This is a genomic window from Pseudomonas corni (assembly GCF_057128765.1).
Window position 1 is genome coordinate 430,509 of sequence record NZ_JBSKHW010000002.1, and the last position, 14,998, is coordinate 445,506.

The 14,998-nt window shown below is 58.9% G+C and carries 10 protein-coding genes, 1 tRNA gene and 1 pseudogene; 4 read left to right on the top strand and 8 right to left on the bottom strand.

Annotation, left to right across the window (positions count from 1 at the left end; translation table 11 throughout):
- Position 1: 1 nt before the first annotated feature.
- From ACWKV9_RS05655 to gabD, 3 genes and pseudogenes are all read right to left on the bottom strand, one after another.
- Positions 2 to 1,225: pseudogene (locus ACWKV9_RS05655) on the bottom strand (HDOD domain-containing protein); the annotation flags it as partial.
- A 153-nt stretch (positions 1,226 to 1,378) separates the two neighbouring features.
- A complete protein-coding gene (gabT, locus tag ACWKV9_RS05660; RefSeq protein ID WP_483835099.1) occupies positions 1,379 to 2,659 on the bottom strand; it encodes a 4-aminobutyrate--2-oxoglutarate transaminase in 1,281 nt (426 codons plus the stop codon).
- Between the two features lie 300 nt (positions 2,660 to 2,959).
- Positions 2,960 to 4,402, bottom strand: coding sequence for an NADP-dependent succinate-semialdehyde dehydrogenase (gabD, locus tag ACWKV9_RS05665; protein WP_483835100.1), 1,443 nt, complete (start codon positions 4,400 to 4,402; stop codon positions 2,960 to 2,962).
- Positions 4,403 to 4,743: 341 nt separating this feature from the next.
- Between gabD and ACWKV9_RS05670 the strand changes: the two genes are divergently transcribed.
- Both ACWKV9_RS05670 and ACWKV9_RS05675 read left to right on the top strand, forming a co-directional pair.
- A tRNA-Arg gene (locus tag ACWKV9_RS05670) sits at positions 4,744 to 4,820 on the top strand.
- Positions 4,821 to 5,617: 797 nt separating this feature from the next.
- On the top strand, positions 5,618 to 6,976 hold the full coding sequence (locus ACWKV9_RS05675) for an MFS transporter (RefSeq protein ID WP_483835101.1): 1,359 nt from the start codon (positions 5,618 to 5,620) through the stop codon (positions 6,974 to 6,976).
- A 185-nt stretch (positions 6,977 to 7,161) separates the two neighbouring features.
- Here ACWKV9_RS05675 and ACWKV9_RS05680 read toward each other — a convergent pair whose 3' ends face one another.
- The 4 genes from ACWKV9_RS05680 to ACWKV9_RS05695 form a co-directional block, all read right to left on the bottom strand.
- On the bottom strand, positions 7,162 to 9,057 hold the full coding sequence (locus tag ACWKV9_RS05680; RefSeq protein WP_483835102.1) for an FTR1 family protein: 1,896 nt from the start codon (positions 9,055 to 9,057) through the stop codon (positions 7,162 to 7,164).
- A 207-nt stretch (positions 9,058 to 9,264) separates the two neighbouring features.
- Positions 9,265 to 9,891 carry a LysE family transporter gene (locus ACWKV9_RS05685; RefSeq protein ID WP_483835103.1) on the bottom strand — a complete coding sequence of 209 codons (627 nt, stop codon included), beginning with the start codon at positions 9,889 to 9,891 and terminating at the stop codon, positions 9,265 to 9,267.
- Positions 9,892 to 10,007: 116 nt separating this feature from the next.
- A complete protein-coding gene (locus ACWKV9_RS05690; RefSeq protein ID WP_483835104.1) occupies positions 10,008 to 10,607 on the bottom strand; it encodes a mechanosensitive ion channel domain-containing protein in 600 nt (199 codons plus the stop codon).
- Complete coding sequence (locus ACWKV9_RS05695; RefSeq protein WP_483835105.1) at positions 10,607 to 12,517, bottom strand: ATP-binding cassette domain-containing protein; 1,911 nt, start codon at positions 12,515 to 12,517, stop codon at positions 10,607 to 10,609. Before ACWKV9_RS05695 ends, ACWKV9_RS05690 begins: the two co-directional genes overlap by 1 nt.
- Before the next feature lie 46 nt (positions 12,518 to 12,563).
- Here ACWKV9_RS05695 and ACWKV9_RS05700 point away from each other — a divergent pair, with 46 nt between their 5' ends.
- The gene (locus tag ACWKV9_RS05700; RefSeq protein ID WP_483835106.1) at positions 12,564 to 13,028 is read left to right on the top strand and encodes a TIGR02444 family protein; all 465 of its coding nucleotides are present in this window, start codon (positions 12,564 to 12,566) and stop codon (positions 13,026 to 13,028) included.
- Here ACWKV9_RS05700 and ACWKV9_RS05705 read toward each other — a convergent pair.
- Entirely contained in the window at positions 13,025 to 14,035 is a 1,011-nt protein-coding gene (locus ACWKV9_RS05705; protein ID WP_483835107.1) for an AlgP family protein, read from the bottom strand. The two genes, ACWKV9_RS05700 and ACWKV9_RS05705, sit on opposite strands and share 4 nt — an antisense overlap.
- A gap of 180 nt (positions 14,036 to 14,215) precedes the next feature.
- Between ACWKV9_RS05705 and ACWKV9_RS05710 the strand changes: the two genes are divergently transcribed.
- Positions 14,216 to 14,893 carry an FKBP-type peptidyl-prolyl cis-trans isomerase gene (locus tag ACWKV9_RS05710; RefSeq protein WP_483835108.1) on the top strand — a complete coding sequence of 226 codons (678 nt, stop codon included), beginning with the start codon at positions 14,216 to 14,218 and terminating at the stop codon, positions 14,891 to 14,893.
- Positions 14,894 to 14,998 lie beyond the last annotated feature (105 nt).

The window sequence follows — 14,998 nt, forward strand, 5'->3', positions numbered from 1 at the left end:
ACCCCTCCACCTTCTTGCGCAACCGATCCAGATCCGACGCATCGATCTTAAGCAGCCGCGCCGGTTTGGATTTAGCCAAAGCCTGCAACGCGCTGTCCTCCTCCCCCAGCCGCCCCATCTCCCCCGCTACATTCATCGCCAGAACCTCGCGGGTGAACACGCCGGTGTTGTACTGATACACCGCCGCGATCAGCTCACGCAGCTCCAGGGGCAAACGCCAGCGTGTGCGCAGCGCAGAACCAAACGCGGCGGAATATTGATTGAGGGCACCAGCGATCACCTCATCACTAAGCACGCCGCCAGACAGCGACCATTCCTGCAAGCAACGCAGGACGGCCAGATCCCCAAGATTGCGCAGCAAGCCCGCGCAGTGACAGCGCTCGTGATCGAGTTCCAGCATCCGCGCCAGAGTGCGTGCGTAATTGGCGGTGCGTTGAGACAACCCCCAACACTCATTGGCCCGAACGATCAGCGCGTCATCGGTCAGTACCGCCCCGCGCTTCATCGCCATGCCTGAAATCAGGTTCGCACTTTGCGTGCCGCCCAACGTCGCCAATGCCTGGTGCAATGTCTGAACCGGCTTGCCCAAATGCTGAGCGGCACTGTTGGCAGCCGCGATCAACCCGGCAACCAATTGCGGGTCCGGCATCAGCGCCTGTTCTAGCAGCTTGATGTCGATCCCTGACGCACCCTGACTGAGTCTGATCGCCTGCTGCACATCCACGAACAACGGCGCGCCGTCGGCCACTTCACGGCGCTTTTCCAGAAAGTCGTTCAACGTCAAGCCTGGGGCCAGGCTTGGAATCTCACACGCTACTTGCGCCCCGCTTTCGAGCAGGAGCCCTTCCAGGCGCACGCGCAGGCTGTCCATGTTCAGCGGTTTGGTGAGATAGGCGGTAGGTGCGAGCTGTACGGCTTCGCGCACGCTGGCGCCGTCGTTGCGGTTGCTCAGCAAAATGAAAGGAATCGTCGGCTGCTTACGCACTAGACGCACGCTGCGCAGCAGGCTCAGGCCATCGATACCGCCAAGCTCGCGCGAAGCGATTACCAGGTCAGGCACCGCGCCCTTGAGCCATTGCGAAGCCTGATTGCCGTCTGCACACACTTGAAGGTGTGCATCACAACGCACACTCAATACCATTTCACTGAGCATCTCGCGAATCCAGGGGTCGGACTCGGCAATCAATACTCGGGTTACATCGGGGGCCTTCACAACGGTCATCATGACTCTCCGGCATCACTCTGCGTACCTTAGTCAAAGAGAACCGATGGAAACAGGCAAAAGGGACATTTCTGACGCCAATAAACGAAAAAAACCCGCCTAAGCGGGTTTTTTTGTCCATTTGGTCACATTTTGATCAGCTGCGACCAAGCGGCTTCAGGAGATTTCAGCGAAGCATTCTTCGATGATTTTCAGGCCTGCGTCCAGTTGTTCATCCGGAGAGGTCAACGGGACCAACACGCGCAATACGTTGCCGTAAGTGCCGCACGACAGCAGGATCAGGCCCTTGTCACGCGCCTTGGCGACCACTTGAGCAACAGCAGCAGCGTTCGGCTTGTGGGTATCACCGTTTTCGAAGCACTCAAGTGCAATCATCGCGCCGAGGGCACGCACTTCACCGATCACCGGATACTTGGCCTGAATGGCACGCAGACCTGTCACCAAGCGCTCGCCCACCGCTTTGCAACGATCTAGTAGGTGCTCTTCTTCGAAGACTTCCATCACCGCCAACGCTGCGGCGCAAGCAATCGGGCTGCCGGCATAGGTGCCGCCCAAGCCGCCTGGCGCGATAGCGTCCATGTATTCGGCCTTGCCGCACACACCGGCGAGCGGGAAGCCGCCAGCGATGGACTTGGCGAAGGTGGTCAGATCGGCAGAAACGCCCATCTGCTCCATGGCGAAGAACGTACCGGTACGGCCTGCGCCGGTCTGTACTTCGTCAGCGATCAGCAAGATGCCGTGCTTGTCGCACAGTTCGCGCAGACGAATCATGAAGGCCTTCGGCGCGACGTAGAAACCGCCTTCGCCCTGAACCGGCTCGATGATGATCGCGGCAATGTCTTTAGGCTCAGCGTCGTTCTTGAAAATGCGCTCGATGCTGGCGATGGAGTCATCAACGCTCACGCCGTGCAGCTCGTTCGGGTAGATGGCGCGGAAGATGCCGCCTGGCATCAGGCCCATGCCAGCCGAATAAGGCACGACTTTGCCGGTCAGGCCCAGTGTCATCATGGTGCGACCGTGGTACGCGCCGGTGAACGCGATCACGCCAGCACGGCCAGTAGCAGCGCGGGCAATCTTGACGGCGTTTTCGACGGCTTCGGAACCGGTGGTCACCAGCAGGGTTTTCTTGGCGAAATCACCTGGAACCTTGGCGTTGATTTTTTCGCACAGCTCAACATACGGCTCGTACGCCAGCACCTGGAAGCAAGTGTGGGTCAGCTTGTTCAGCTGCTCGGTCACGGCGGCGATGATTTTCGGGTGCACGTGGCCGGTGTTAAGTACGGCGATGCCGCCGGCGAAGTCGATGAACTCACGACCTTCAACGTCGGTAACGGTAGCGTTCTTCGCATGATCAGCGAAGATCGGGTGAATCTGACCAACGCCACGCGGGACAGCGGCTTCGCGGCGTTTCATCAAGGATGCGTTTGTTTTGCTCATGATTTCCTCATTCGCCGCTCATCGGGCGGCGTGGTTCAAGGATGAAGCAGCGGGGGTCAACGACGACAGCATACGATGATCGACTGTCGCGGCCTCCCGGCCACCAAATAGTTTCGGTACAACAAAAGCCTGTGAAGCGTCGCTCTCGCGCCCCACAGGCCTCAACACCTCATTCTTATATTTGAAGCGTAGCGAGCGACGGTCAGGCAAGGCGGCAAGGTTCGAAAAAAACGGAGTTGGCTCCAGCCAATGAGTATTTTTTCGAACCTTGCCCACGCAGCCTCACCGAGCGCAGCAGCTTCAAACGCTAAGGCAGAGGTATTTGATCTCAAGATAATCTTCGATGCCGTACTTGGAGCCTTCGCGGCCCAGGCCCGACGCCTTGATACCGCCAAACGGCGCGACTTCATTGGAGATCAGGCCGGTGTTGATACCCACCATGCCGTATTCCAGCGCTTCGGCGACGCGGAACACGCGGCTCATGTTCTGGGCGTAGAAGTACGACGCCAGACCGAACTCGGTGTCGTTCGCCATAGCGATCACTTCGTCTTCGTCTTTGAAGCGAAACAGCGGCGCCAGCGGGCCGAAGGTTTCTTCCTTCGCCACGGCCGCGTCCTTGGAGACGTTGACCAAAATAGTCGGCTCGAAGAAGTTGCCTTCCAGGCTGTTGCCGCCGCTCAGCACCTTCGCGCCTTTGCTCAGGGCATCAGCGATGTGCTCTTTGACTTTGGCCACCGCCTTCTCATCAATCAGCGGGCCGGTAGTGGTACCTTCTTCCAGGCCGTTACCGACTTTGAGCTTGGCAACCGCAACTTTCAGCTTGTCAGCGAACGCGTCATATACCGAGTCCTGAACATAGATGCGGTTGGCGCAAACGCAAGTCTGGCCGTTGTTGCGGTACTTGGAGATGATCGCGCCTTCGACGGCCTTATCCAGATCCGCGTCGTCGAACACGATGAAAGGCGCATTGCCGCCCAATTCCAGCGAAACCTTTTTGATGTCGTGGGCGCATTCAGCCATCAATTGGCGACCGATTTCGGTCGAGCCGGTGAACGACAACTTGCGAACAATCGGGTTGCTGGTCAGCTCACCGCCGATGTCGCCCGCGCTGCCGGTCACTACGTTGAAAACGCCAGCGGGGATGCCGGCACGTTGAGCCAGCTCGGCCAATGCCAGTGCAGAGTAAGGAGTTTGCGAAGCAGGTTTGAGGACCATGGTGCAGCCAGCGGCCAAGGCCGGACCAGCTTTACGGGTGATCATCGCGGCCGGGAAGTTCCACGGCGTGATCGCGGCAGTGACGCCAATCGGCTGCTTGAGCACGATCAGACGCTTGTCCGGCTGGTGACCCGGGATTACATCGCCATAGACGCGCTTGGCTTCTTCAGCGAACCACTCAATAAAGGAAGCGGCGTAGGTGATTTCGCCTTTGGCTTCGGCCAGTGGCTTGCCTTGCTCCAGGGTCATCAGGCGGCCCAGGTCGTCCTGATTCTCGATCATCAGTTCGAACCAGCGACGCAGCTTGTTAGAGCGCTCTTTGGCGGTCAGTGCACGCCAGGCTGGCAAGGCCTTGTCAGCCGCTTCGATGGCGCGGCGGGTTTCAGCGGCGCCCATCTTCGGCACAGTGCCCAGAATCTCGTTATTCGCCGGGTTGTTGACCTTGATCGTCTGGCCGCCATCGGCATCTGCCCAGGCGCCATTGATATAGGCCTGTTGGCGGAACAACGTGGAGTCTTTGAGCTGCATGTCGGTCTCCTAAACAGCACCGCGCGGTGGCGCAGCGTTTTATTGATTGTTCGAAGGCGCCTCGAACGAGGCTGCCGTCAGGAAAACATCAGCCGGGCCCTGTATGCACAGGTTGCAAAAGGTGCGGGAGACCGGACAAGTGCGTTTGAAATCTCAAACGAATCCTAGGGACTACAAGGTTAAAGGACAATAGCCTGTTCGAAAAAAAGAACAGGCTGATTGCTCGCAGGCAATAAATCTGATGAACGTCGTGCGTAACGCTCAAAACCGTGCGAAATCGACAACAGGCGCTCGCCAGCATGGACGCATGCAAGCCAGATGAGTATTATGGCGCCCGCGTCGCACCAGTAGCTCAGCTGGATAGAGTACTGCCCTCCGAAGGCAGGGGTCATGGGTTCGAATCCCGTCTGGTGCACCATCTTCTGATTTCAGGCCGCTATAAGCGTTCTGGAGATCGCCGCTTAGAGAGAAGCCCGCCGATGTGCGGGCTTTTTTTCGTCTCGGGATTCGCTTCTGCCCAAAGGGCGTAGGAGCCTTGCTTGCAGGCGATGGGCTGTGAAGCGGCCCCAAAACCAGTCGCCTGGATGTATCAAATACGCCGCATGCACTGGTTTACTGCCGGTTCCCGGCAGATCGTTGGCAAGCCAACTCCTACGTCCTTCGGCCAGAATCAAAAACATCCCATCCGTACGCGATTAAATCTGGGCATGAAACCTGTGGGAGCGGACCTGTCCGCGAAGCCCAAGCGTCAGGTGCTAAACAGGCGTCGGCAGTTATGACCCTTTCGCGGACAGGTCCGCTCCCACGGTTTCAATTGCGAGCTGGCTTTGCCGATTACCCGCGCAAGAAGATGGCCTTTGGACATTTTTTTCACATTTATTTGTGACACAAATCGACACACCTCATCCCGCTAACCCCGTACCCCTCAGACGATACAACCGGGCACGTTGTCGCACCCAAACGAATGCCTGACAGTTGAACTGAATCGTTTCATCTGTCATAAAAGGCTGGCTACGGGCTCGAAAATCTAGAAAAAACATAGATTAATGGGTCGACGATAGCAGCTCGAAAGTTCGACCCCGCGCATCACCAAACAAGCCAGTCGTTGCCCGCTGCCCGTAGCGGATATCTGTGCTATCCAGCCTGCCCCTTCAACCTCATCGAGGCCATTCATACGGCGCGCCCAAACGTCGTGCATCAAAAAAGGACCGGACATTGAGCGATCAATCCACTCCGAACTCTCCACTTGCCAGATTTTGCGACAAAGTCGGCATTCCCTATCCGCTGTTCTGGGGCTTTGTAGGCCTGCTGATCTTCATGATCGGCGACGGCGTCGAACTCGGATACCTCTCGCCCTTCCTCAGTGAACGCGGCATGCCCGGCGATGAAATCGCAATGATCTTCACCATTTATGGCGTAACGGTCGGGATCTCCTCATGGCTTGCCGGCGCGCTCTCCAATATCTGGGGACCCAAGCGAGTGATGTTTCTGGGCCTGATCATCTGGAGCGTGTTCGAAGTACTGTTCCTGATTTACGGCCTGCAGGAACTGAGCTACTCGATGATTCTGCTGACCTACGGCTTGCGCGGTTTCGGTTATCCGCTGTTCGCCTATGGTTTTCTGGTCTGGATCGCTGCTGCCACCCCCTCCCGCAAAATGGGTATGGCCGTGGGTTGGTTCTGGGTGGCGTATGCCGCAGGCCTGCCGATGCTGGGTTCGCTGGTGGCGAGCATCGCCATTCCGCTGATTGGCGCGCTGCAAACTTTCTGGCTGTCCTTCGCGCTGGTAGTCGTAGGCGGCGTGATTGGCCTGGTCGGGATGCGCGAAGCTCATGGGATGCGTCGATTGGCGCCAGAGGGTGAACGCCCGATGGTGTCGATGGCCAAGAACATCACCATCATGTGGACGCGTCCAAAAGTCTCGCTGGCTGGTCTGATTCGGGTGATCAATACCTCGTCGATGTTTGGTTTCCTGGTGGTGATGCCAGGGTTCTTCATGGAAACCGTAGGCTTCACCCTGGAAGAATGGCTGCGCCTGCTAACCATCGTCTTTGTGTTCAACATCATCGGCAATCTCAGCTCCAGCGTGATCAGCACCAAGATCGGCTTCCGCAACACGATTCTGTGGTTCGGCGCAGTGGGCAGCACGATCAGCACGCCGCTGTTCTTCTTCATGCCCCAGGCATTCCCGCACGACTTTCTGATTGCCTCGGTGTTCGGTGCCTTTTATGGCCTGACGCTGGCGTGCTTCGTGCCGCTGTCTGCGCTCGCACCCGCGTTGGCACCGCAGAACAAAGCCGCTGCGTTGTCCGTATTGAGCCTGGGCGCAGGCGCTTCGACGTGGGTCGGGCCAGCCGTGGTCGCGATCTTCAACGAGCGTTTTGGTATCGAAGGCGTGGTCTGGGCGTTTAGCGGGCTGTACGCGCTCAGCGCTGTGCTGACTGCGTTCCTGAAAGATCCGGAACCGGTGCATGACCCGATCCTGATCAAGATCAAACGCCGGATCAAAGTCTACGCGCCACGAATTGATTTCCGTTGGGCCCATGCGGAAGACCCGAATAAAGATCCGAGCTGAGTCAAACTGGCTCTCCTCCAACATCGGTCTGGCTACCGATCGTGGGAGGGAGCTTGCTCGCGATGAGGCCGGTACACTCGCCGCATATCCTGGGTACCGATTATCTAATCGTGAGCAAGCTCCCTCCCACAATCCCCGTTCGCTTCGCCACAGCACTGTAGTTTTACGACGAAGCATTTTCTGGATCAGGCCGTCTGGACCCGCCTCTTCTCAGCCAGCCAGCTACGACCATAAAGCAGGGCGATCGCAACGATCGCCACCGCTTGAGCGCTCAACGAATACGCGTCGGCATGTATCCCCAGCCAATCGAACTCGAAGAACGGTACTGGCCGGGTCCCGAATATCCCCGCCTCCTGCAGCGCCTTCACACCATGCCCGGCAAACACCACCGACAGTGCGCAAAGCAGAGCCGCGTTGATGCCGAAGAACAATGCCAGCGGCAGTTTGGCCGAGCCGCGCAAGATTACCCACGCCAGACCGATCAACAGCACTAACGCCGTGGCGCCACCTGCCAGCACCGCGTTATGACCTGAGGGCCCTGCTTGCAGCCATAAGGTTTCGTAGAACAGGATCACTTCGAACAGCTCTCGGTAGACCGAGAAGAACGCCAGGATCGCAAAGCCGAACCGCCCTCCGCCGCCCACCAAACTGCTCTTGATGTAATCCTGCCAGGCCGCGGCATGGCGACGGTCGTGCATCCAGACGCCGAGCCACAACACCATGACGCTGGCAAACAGCGCAGTCGCGCCTTCGAGCAATTCACGCTGAGCGCCGCTGACGTCGATCACATAGGCCGCAAGGGCCCACGTCGCCAAGCCTGCCACCAGCGCCAGGCCCCAGCCGATGTTGACGCTGCGCACCGCTGACTGCTGCCCGGTATTGCGCAGGAAGGCCAGGATTGCCGCCAGCACTAAAATCGCTTCCAGACCTTCACGCAGCAGAATCAGTAATCCGGAAATGAAGCTCAATGAAGTGCTCAAGCTGTCGCCGCCGAGCAAGCCTGCAGACTCCTTGAGCTTGGCTTTCGCAGCTTCCAGTTTTTGCGCGGCTTGCGGGATCGACAATCCATCCTGCAATGACTGCCGGTAAGCCATCAGCGCCTTTTCGGTGTCTTTGCGCACGTTGGCGTCGACATTATCAAGCGAGCTTTCGACCAACTCGAAGCCTTCCAGATAAGCCGCCACCGATAAATCGTAAGCCTGCTCGCGATCACCCGCTTGATACGCCGCCAGGCTTTTGTCCAACGTGGTGCTGGTGTAATCGAGCAATTGCGCCGGGCCGCGCTGAACCTGTGGCGGCTGCGCGCGTTGCGCCCGGAAAGTCGCCGCCGCTTGGGGGCCTTCGGCCGCATTGACTTCGGCAGGGGTTTGACGTGCCAGATCGGCCAGATTGAAAGTCTTGCCCTGCGCCGCTGCTGCGTCAGCACTGAAGCTTGCGATGTAGGTGGCAACGTCCCAACGCTGCCGGTCGTCCAGTTGATCGGCGAACGCGGGCATGTCGGTGCCTTCAATCCCAAGCCCCAGCGTGTTGTAGATGTCATACAGGCTCAGCCGATCAAGGCGCGCGGCGTCCCGCAGATTGGCCGGTGGCGGCGTCAGACCAATGCCCGCCGGGCCATCCCCTGCCCCTGCATCGCCATGACAAACCGCGCAATGCTGCGCATACAGCGGCGCGCCTCGGGTTGGGTCGGGCGTGATGATCGGCGCTTGGCTGATTTCATAGGTGACTGCCAACTTGGCGCCCAACTGCCGTGCCTGGCGCGCGACCTGTGTGCCGTCCACCCGTTGCTCGACGGCCTTTTGTAAATCGGCAACGCCGCGCTCCAGTTCTGCACGTTCCGGTCGTGCGGGCAAGGCGACGACTAACCCCTGCAACACAGTCAGAAACTCGACCTGCTCGCGGTATTCCGACTCGTCCACAACCTTGCCGTCGGTGACGGTAGAGGGGTAATCAGCGCCGATGTAATCGAGCAAATGCAGCGCTTGGGCGGCGCCATCAACTGAATCAGCCGATGCACCGAAGCTGCAAAACACCAACAGAAACAGGCCAACGCAGCGCAGAAGTCTGGAAGGGGAAAGCATGAGTGGATCTCAAATAGGAATGCGAAGGGTTGTCATTGTTCACGTACGGCAGCGCGTACTCAAGCACTGAAACGCTTCGTGGGAGGGAGCTTGCTCACGATGCCGACCGCCCAGGTAACTTCGGCAGGTGAGCTCACTCATCGCGAGCAAGCTCCCTCCCACACAATCCCAGCACCGTTGGTCAGTAAGCAGACGCTATAAAGCTCGTTACGCGCGGTGCAATGTCGCCAAAAACGCCGCCGCGCTGACGAACAATCCGGCAAACGTGCGGTTCATGCGGCGCTGCTGTTTGGGCGTTTTCAGCGCGCGCAGCACTTTGGAGGCAAGCCCGGTGTAACCGGCCATGACGATCAGATCGACGCTGACCATGGTCGCCATGATGATTGCGTATTGCGGCACAAGCGGCAGGTGGGTATCGATGAATTGCGGCAGGATCGCCAGCATGAACACCAGCGCTTTAGGGTTGCTGATGTTGACCAGAAAACCGCGAGCTACAAGCGCCAGCGGCTTGCCAATCGGACGGACAGTCGCGTCATCAGCCATGTTGCTCGGCAGCGCGCGCCACTGCTTGATGCCCAGATAAACCAGATACGCGACGCCGAACCATTTGATCAGGGTGAACGCCAATGCCGAGGTCGCCAACACCGCACCGAGGCCTGCGGCTACGACCGCAATCTGGACAATCAGCGCAAGCTGCAGGCCGATCGCATTCCAGTAGCCGCGCCAGAAACCATATTGCAGGCCGCTGGACATCGATGCGATTGCACCGGCGCCGGGAGAAATACTGATGATCCAGCAAGCGGCGAAAAAGGCCAGCCACGTTTCGAGCGACATCACACACCTCGGGCAGCGAAAAAGCAGGCATCTAACCTAGTATTTCCGTTAGCCGAAAACCAATGATTTCTAACTGTTGCGGTGAGATGAGCTGAAACTGTGTGCTGCGGCGCAAATCAACGCTGGGGTTGATCAAGAACGCGCTTCTCGCCCGTGACGATGGGCAGCGCGTCGCTCCCTCGCCAGCGGCGAATCGATTTCTGAAAGAACTGGCTATTGGGCACTTGAACCAGTGCACCGCCCAATTCCGCAGGCTCGATCAGGGTGGTGAACATCAGGTTGATCGCCGTGACCCGGCCCTTGATGCCGGGCTTGTCAGTGGTGTCGACCAGCTCGACCACGTCACCGATGCGAAACGGCCCCATGGTGAAGATGAACACTGCGCACAGCAGGTTCGACAGCACGCTCCACATGGCGAAAAACGCCACCGCTGCCACCGCCACAAAACCTGAGAGTGCAGCCCACAACACAGCAGCTGACACCCCGAGACGCCCCAGCACAGCCACGAATGCGCTGCCCATGATCAGCCAGCGCAAGCCGCCACGCAGCAAGACCAGCAATTCAGGGGGAAACGGATAACGTTCGCCGAGACGCGTGAGGAAACGCCCGACAAGCCGCTGCGAAACGTAGCCTGCCAACAGGATCAGAAAGATCTGCAGTCCCAGCAAAATGGGCTCCACCCAATACGCCGGGACTGGCAGCGCCAACGACTCCATCAGGACAATGCTTCCAGCTCGGCCTGCATCGACTCCAGCAATTCCAGCGCCGTCATCCAGGCTTCTTCAAGCTCGCCTTCGCGGACCTTCAGTTTGGCCTGTTCGGCCAGTGTGTCGCGCAGCTTGTCTTTGTTCACGGCTTCATAAATGGCGCTGTCGCCCAGTGCGGTCTCGATCTTCGCCAACTTTTCGTGCAGCGTGCCCAGGTCTTTTTCCAGCTTGTCCGCCTCGCGCTTGTGCGGAGCCAGTTGTTGCCGCAACGCGGCGGCCTGCTGACGCTGGGCTTTCTTGTCGGTCTTGTCGACGTTCACCGGGGTGTTGCTGACCGGTGCGTTGCGCAGGCGGTAATCCACAAGCCAGCGCGCGTAGTCGTCCAGGTCGCCGTCGAATTCCTGCACCACGCCATCGGCCACCAGCAGGAAGTCGTCCGTGGTGCTCTTGAGCAAATGACGATCGTGAGAAACCACCAGCACCGCGCCACTGAATTCCTGAAGCGCCATGGTCAGCGCCAGACGCATCTCAAGATCGAGATGGTTGGTCGGTTCATCGAGCAGCAGCAAGTTCGGTTTGTCCCAGGCGATCAACGCCAGGGCCAGACGCGCCTTTTCGCCGCCTGAGAAATTCAGCACCGGCTCGTCCAGTCGCGCCCCGCGGAAGTCGAAACCACCGAGGAAGTCGCGCAGGGTTTGTTCACGCTCCACTGGCGCAATGCGCTGCAAATGCAGGAGCGGGCTGGCTTTGGAGTCAAGCGAGTCCAGCTGGTGCTGAGCGAAATAACCCACGACGGTATTTTCGCCGCGCACCATGCGCCCACTTAACGGCTCAAGCTCACCGGCCAGGTTCTTGATCAGCGTGGACTTACCCGCACCGTTCGGCCCCAACAAACCAATGCGAGCGCCAGGCGTCAGTTGAAGCTTGACCTTCTGCAGGATCGTCACGTCGCCATAACCCAGGCGCGCATCGGACAAATCCAGCAGCGGGCTGGAAATTTTGTTGGACTCACGGAAGGTGAAATCAAACGGCGAATCAACGTGGGCCGCTGACAATTCCTCCATGCGCTCCAGGGCCTTGATCCGGCTCTGGGCTTGCTTGGCCTTGGTGGCCTGGGCCTTGAAGCGCGCGATGAATTTCTCCATGTGCGCGCGCTGCGCCTGCTGCTTGTCGTACGCCTGCTGCTGCTGGGCCAGACGCTCGGCACGGGCGCGTTCGAAAGCGCTGTAGCCGCCACGATAGAGCGTGATCTTCTTCTGCTCGACGTGGGCGACGTGATCGACCACCGCATCGAGAAAGTCGCGGTCGTGGGAGATCAGCAGCAACGTGCCTGGATAGCTTTTCAACCAGTCTTCGAGCCAGAGAATGGCGTCGAGGTCCAAGTGGTTGGTCGGTTCGTCGAGCAGCAACAGGTCTGATGGGCACATCAACGCCTGCGCCAGATTCAGACGCATCCGCCAGCCGCCGGAGAAATCACTGACTGGCCGTTCCATTTGCTCGTTGGTGAACCCCAGACCCGCCAGCAGTTTGCGAGCGCGCGCATCGGCGGTGTAGCCATCGGCGCTGTCGAGCTCCGAATGCATACGAGCCTGGGCAGCGCCGTCCTGGGATTCTTCCGCGAGCGCCAGATCACGCTGGACCTGACGCAGACGGATATCGCCATCAAGCACATAGTCCACGGCCTGGCGATCGAGGGTATCGATCTCCTGGCGCATGTGAGCAATACGCCAATCGGCAGGCAGCAAGCAGTCGCCTGAGTCTGGGGTCAGTTCACCCAGAAGCAATGCGAAGAGGCTGGATTTACCGGCGCCGTTGGCACCGATGAGACCGGCTTTCTGGCCGGCGTGCAGGGTCAGCTCGGCGTCTTCTAGCAGACGTTGCGGACCACGCTGTAAGGTAAGGCTTTGGATTCGGATCATAATGGCGGCGGAGTCTACCAGCTTCGCTCTGAACAGGTAGATGACTATGGCGTCACAACTCTGGAGTTTCACCCAGGATTTCTATGCCCGACCGGGTATCGAGCAGGCATGTCTGACGCTACAAACCAGCGGCGCCAACGTGTGTGCAGTGTTGTGCGGGGTGTGGCTGGGTCTTGAGGGCGTTGCCTGTTCCGATCAGCGAAAGGAGGAAATCAGACAGTTGGCGACGCCATGGCAGGAAGACGTCGTGCAGCCGCTGCGGGAATTACGTACGCGTTGGAAAACGAAGGCGGTGGGCGACGCACAATGGACGGCGTTACGCGAGCAGCTCAAAGCGCTTGAACTGGATGCAGAACGTGAGCTGTTGTTGAGGCTGGAGGGTTTGGCTCAGAACTGGCCGAGACAACAGGCGCTGGACGCTGAAGCCTGGATATTTGGACTGGCCGAAGATGCTGCCAATGACAACCACGACGCGCTGCAGTTGCTGCGCGTCGCGGCTAGCTCCGATTAGGAAGCGCTTCCCGGAGTGGAACCGGTGGCAGGTGTTGCAGCGTTGGCTGGCGCCGCGGCAGGTGTTGTCGATGCAGCCGTCGAAGCCGGTGCGGTCGCAGGTTTCGCAGTGGTGGCAGCCGGTGCAGCAGGTTTCGCCACAGGCTTGGCGGCTGGCTTGGCCGGGGCTTTGGCGGCTGCTGGCTTGGCGGCAGGTTTTGCTGCAACAGGCTTGGCAACTGCGGGTTTGGCAGCGGCTGGTTTAGCGGCTGGTTTCGCAGCTGCTTTAACCGGTGCTTTTACCGCAGGCTTGGCAGCGGCGCTGGCAGCTGGCGATTTAGTCGCTGGCTTGGCGGCAGGTTTTGCCACGGCTTTAGCAGTAGGTGCCGCCTTGGTCGCAGGCTTGGCTGGCGACCTGGCCGTCACAGGTGCTTTGGCGGCAACCGGAGCTTTAGCGGCAGGTTTTGCAGCTGGCTTGCTGGCAGCTTTTGCGGCCGGCGCTTTAACGGCCGCAGGCTTGGCTGCGGCTTTGACAGGGGCAGCCTTGGCTGGTGCCTTCGCAGGTGCTTTGACAGCCGGCTTGGCAACTGCTTTGGCGCCCGTTGCTTTTACGGCAGCAGGTTTCGCAGCGCGATCACTCAGCGCTTTGCCAACAGCTTCTTTCACGCGTCCTACGCCTTGTGCCAACTTCAAGCTTTCCTGAGCATCACGCTTGAGATTGAGGATGTAAGAACGGGTTTCGGTTTGACGATCTTTCAAAGCATCAAGCAATGCTTCGAGCTCAGCCACACCGTCTTTGGCTTTGGACTGCGCCTTGGCCTTTCCTGCGGTCGCAGCGTTTTGCAGTTTGGTGCGCGACTTGTGCAATTTTTCCTGAGCCTTGCCGCGTTGTTTTTCAAGCTTGGCGAGCAATTTCTCGGCGTCAGCCAAAGCTTGAGAGCAAGCGTTTTCAAGGTGTTCGAGCAAACTGCTGGACAGTTGTTGGAGCAAATGCAACGGGGTATTTACTGGCTTCTTTTTGGCCGACATGACTTACCTCCTGGCTGATTTGAATGCGGCTCATACTAGACCTCTGCCCGCACCGCCGCTAGGGCATCTTGACACTGCAAACCCCGGTCTGTTGCACATCGCCGAAAATCCCTGCATATCCCCATCACATTCGCTACGCGGCGCTGGCATAATCCCCTCTTCCCAGGCCGGAGAGCATTCATGTCGCGCTACCTGTTAACGTCGTTGTTACTTTTGCTACCCCTTGCGCACGCAGCCGATGCTCCTACCACCGACAACGCCCATGATCTGGCATACAGCCTGGGTGCCAGCCTGGGTGAGCGTCTTCGGCAGGAGGCCCCCGATCTGCAGCTCCCCGCGCTGATCGACGGCTTGCAGCAGGCGTATCAGAACAAACCGCTAGCGATTAAGCAGGAGCGCATCGAGCAGATCCTCAGTGATCATGATGCCGCTGTTGCCCAAGCGGAAACCTCAGGGCAATCGGAGCCACAGACCGAGGCGGCGCTCAAAGAAGAACGTCATTTCATGGATATCCAGAAAGCCAAGCCGGGCGTTCGCGTGTTGGCGGACGGCATTCTCGCGACCGAGTTGGCACCTGGCACCGGGCCCAAACCCGATATCAATGGCAGAGTGCAGGTGAAATACGTTGGCCGCTTGCCCGACGGTACGATCTTTGATCAGAGCGCAGCGCCTGTATGGTTTCGTCTCGACAGCGTGATTGCGGGCTGGACGACTGCGCTGCAGGAAATGCCGGTCGGCGCGAAATGGCATTTGGTGATCCCCTCGTCTCAGGCCTACGGCGCTGAGGGTGCGGGCGACTTGATCGATCCCTACACACCACTGGTGTTCGATATCGAGCTAATCGCTGTGTCGCAATAACTTCTGTGTCGTATTAGGTTCTGCCAACAAAGCCTGGAAAGCAGAGACAAAAAAAGGGGTGCATGGATGCACCCCTTTTTTGTTGCGTAACTCAGCGCTTTTAGT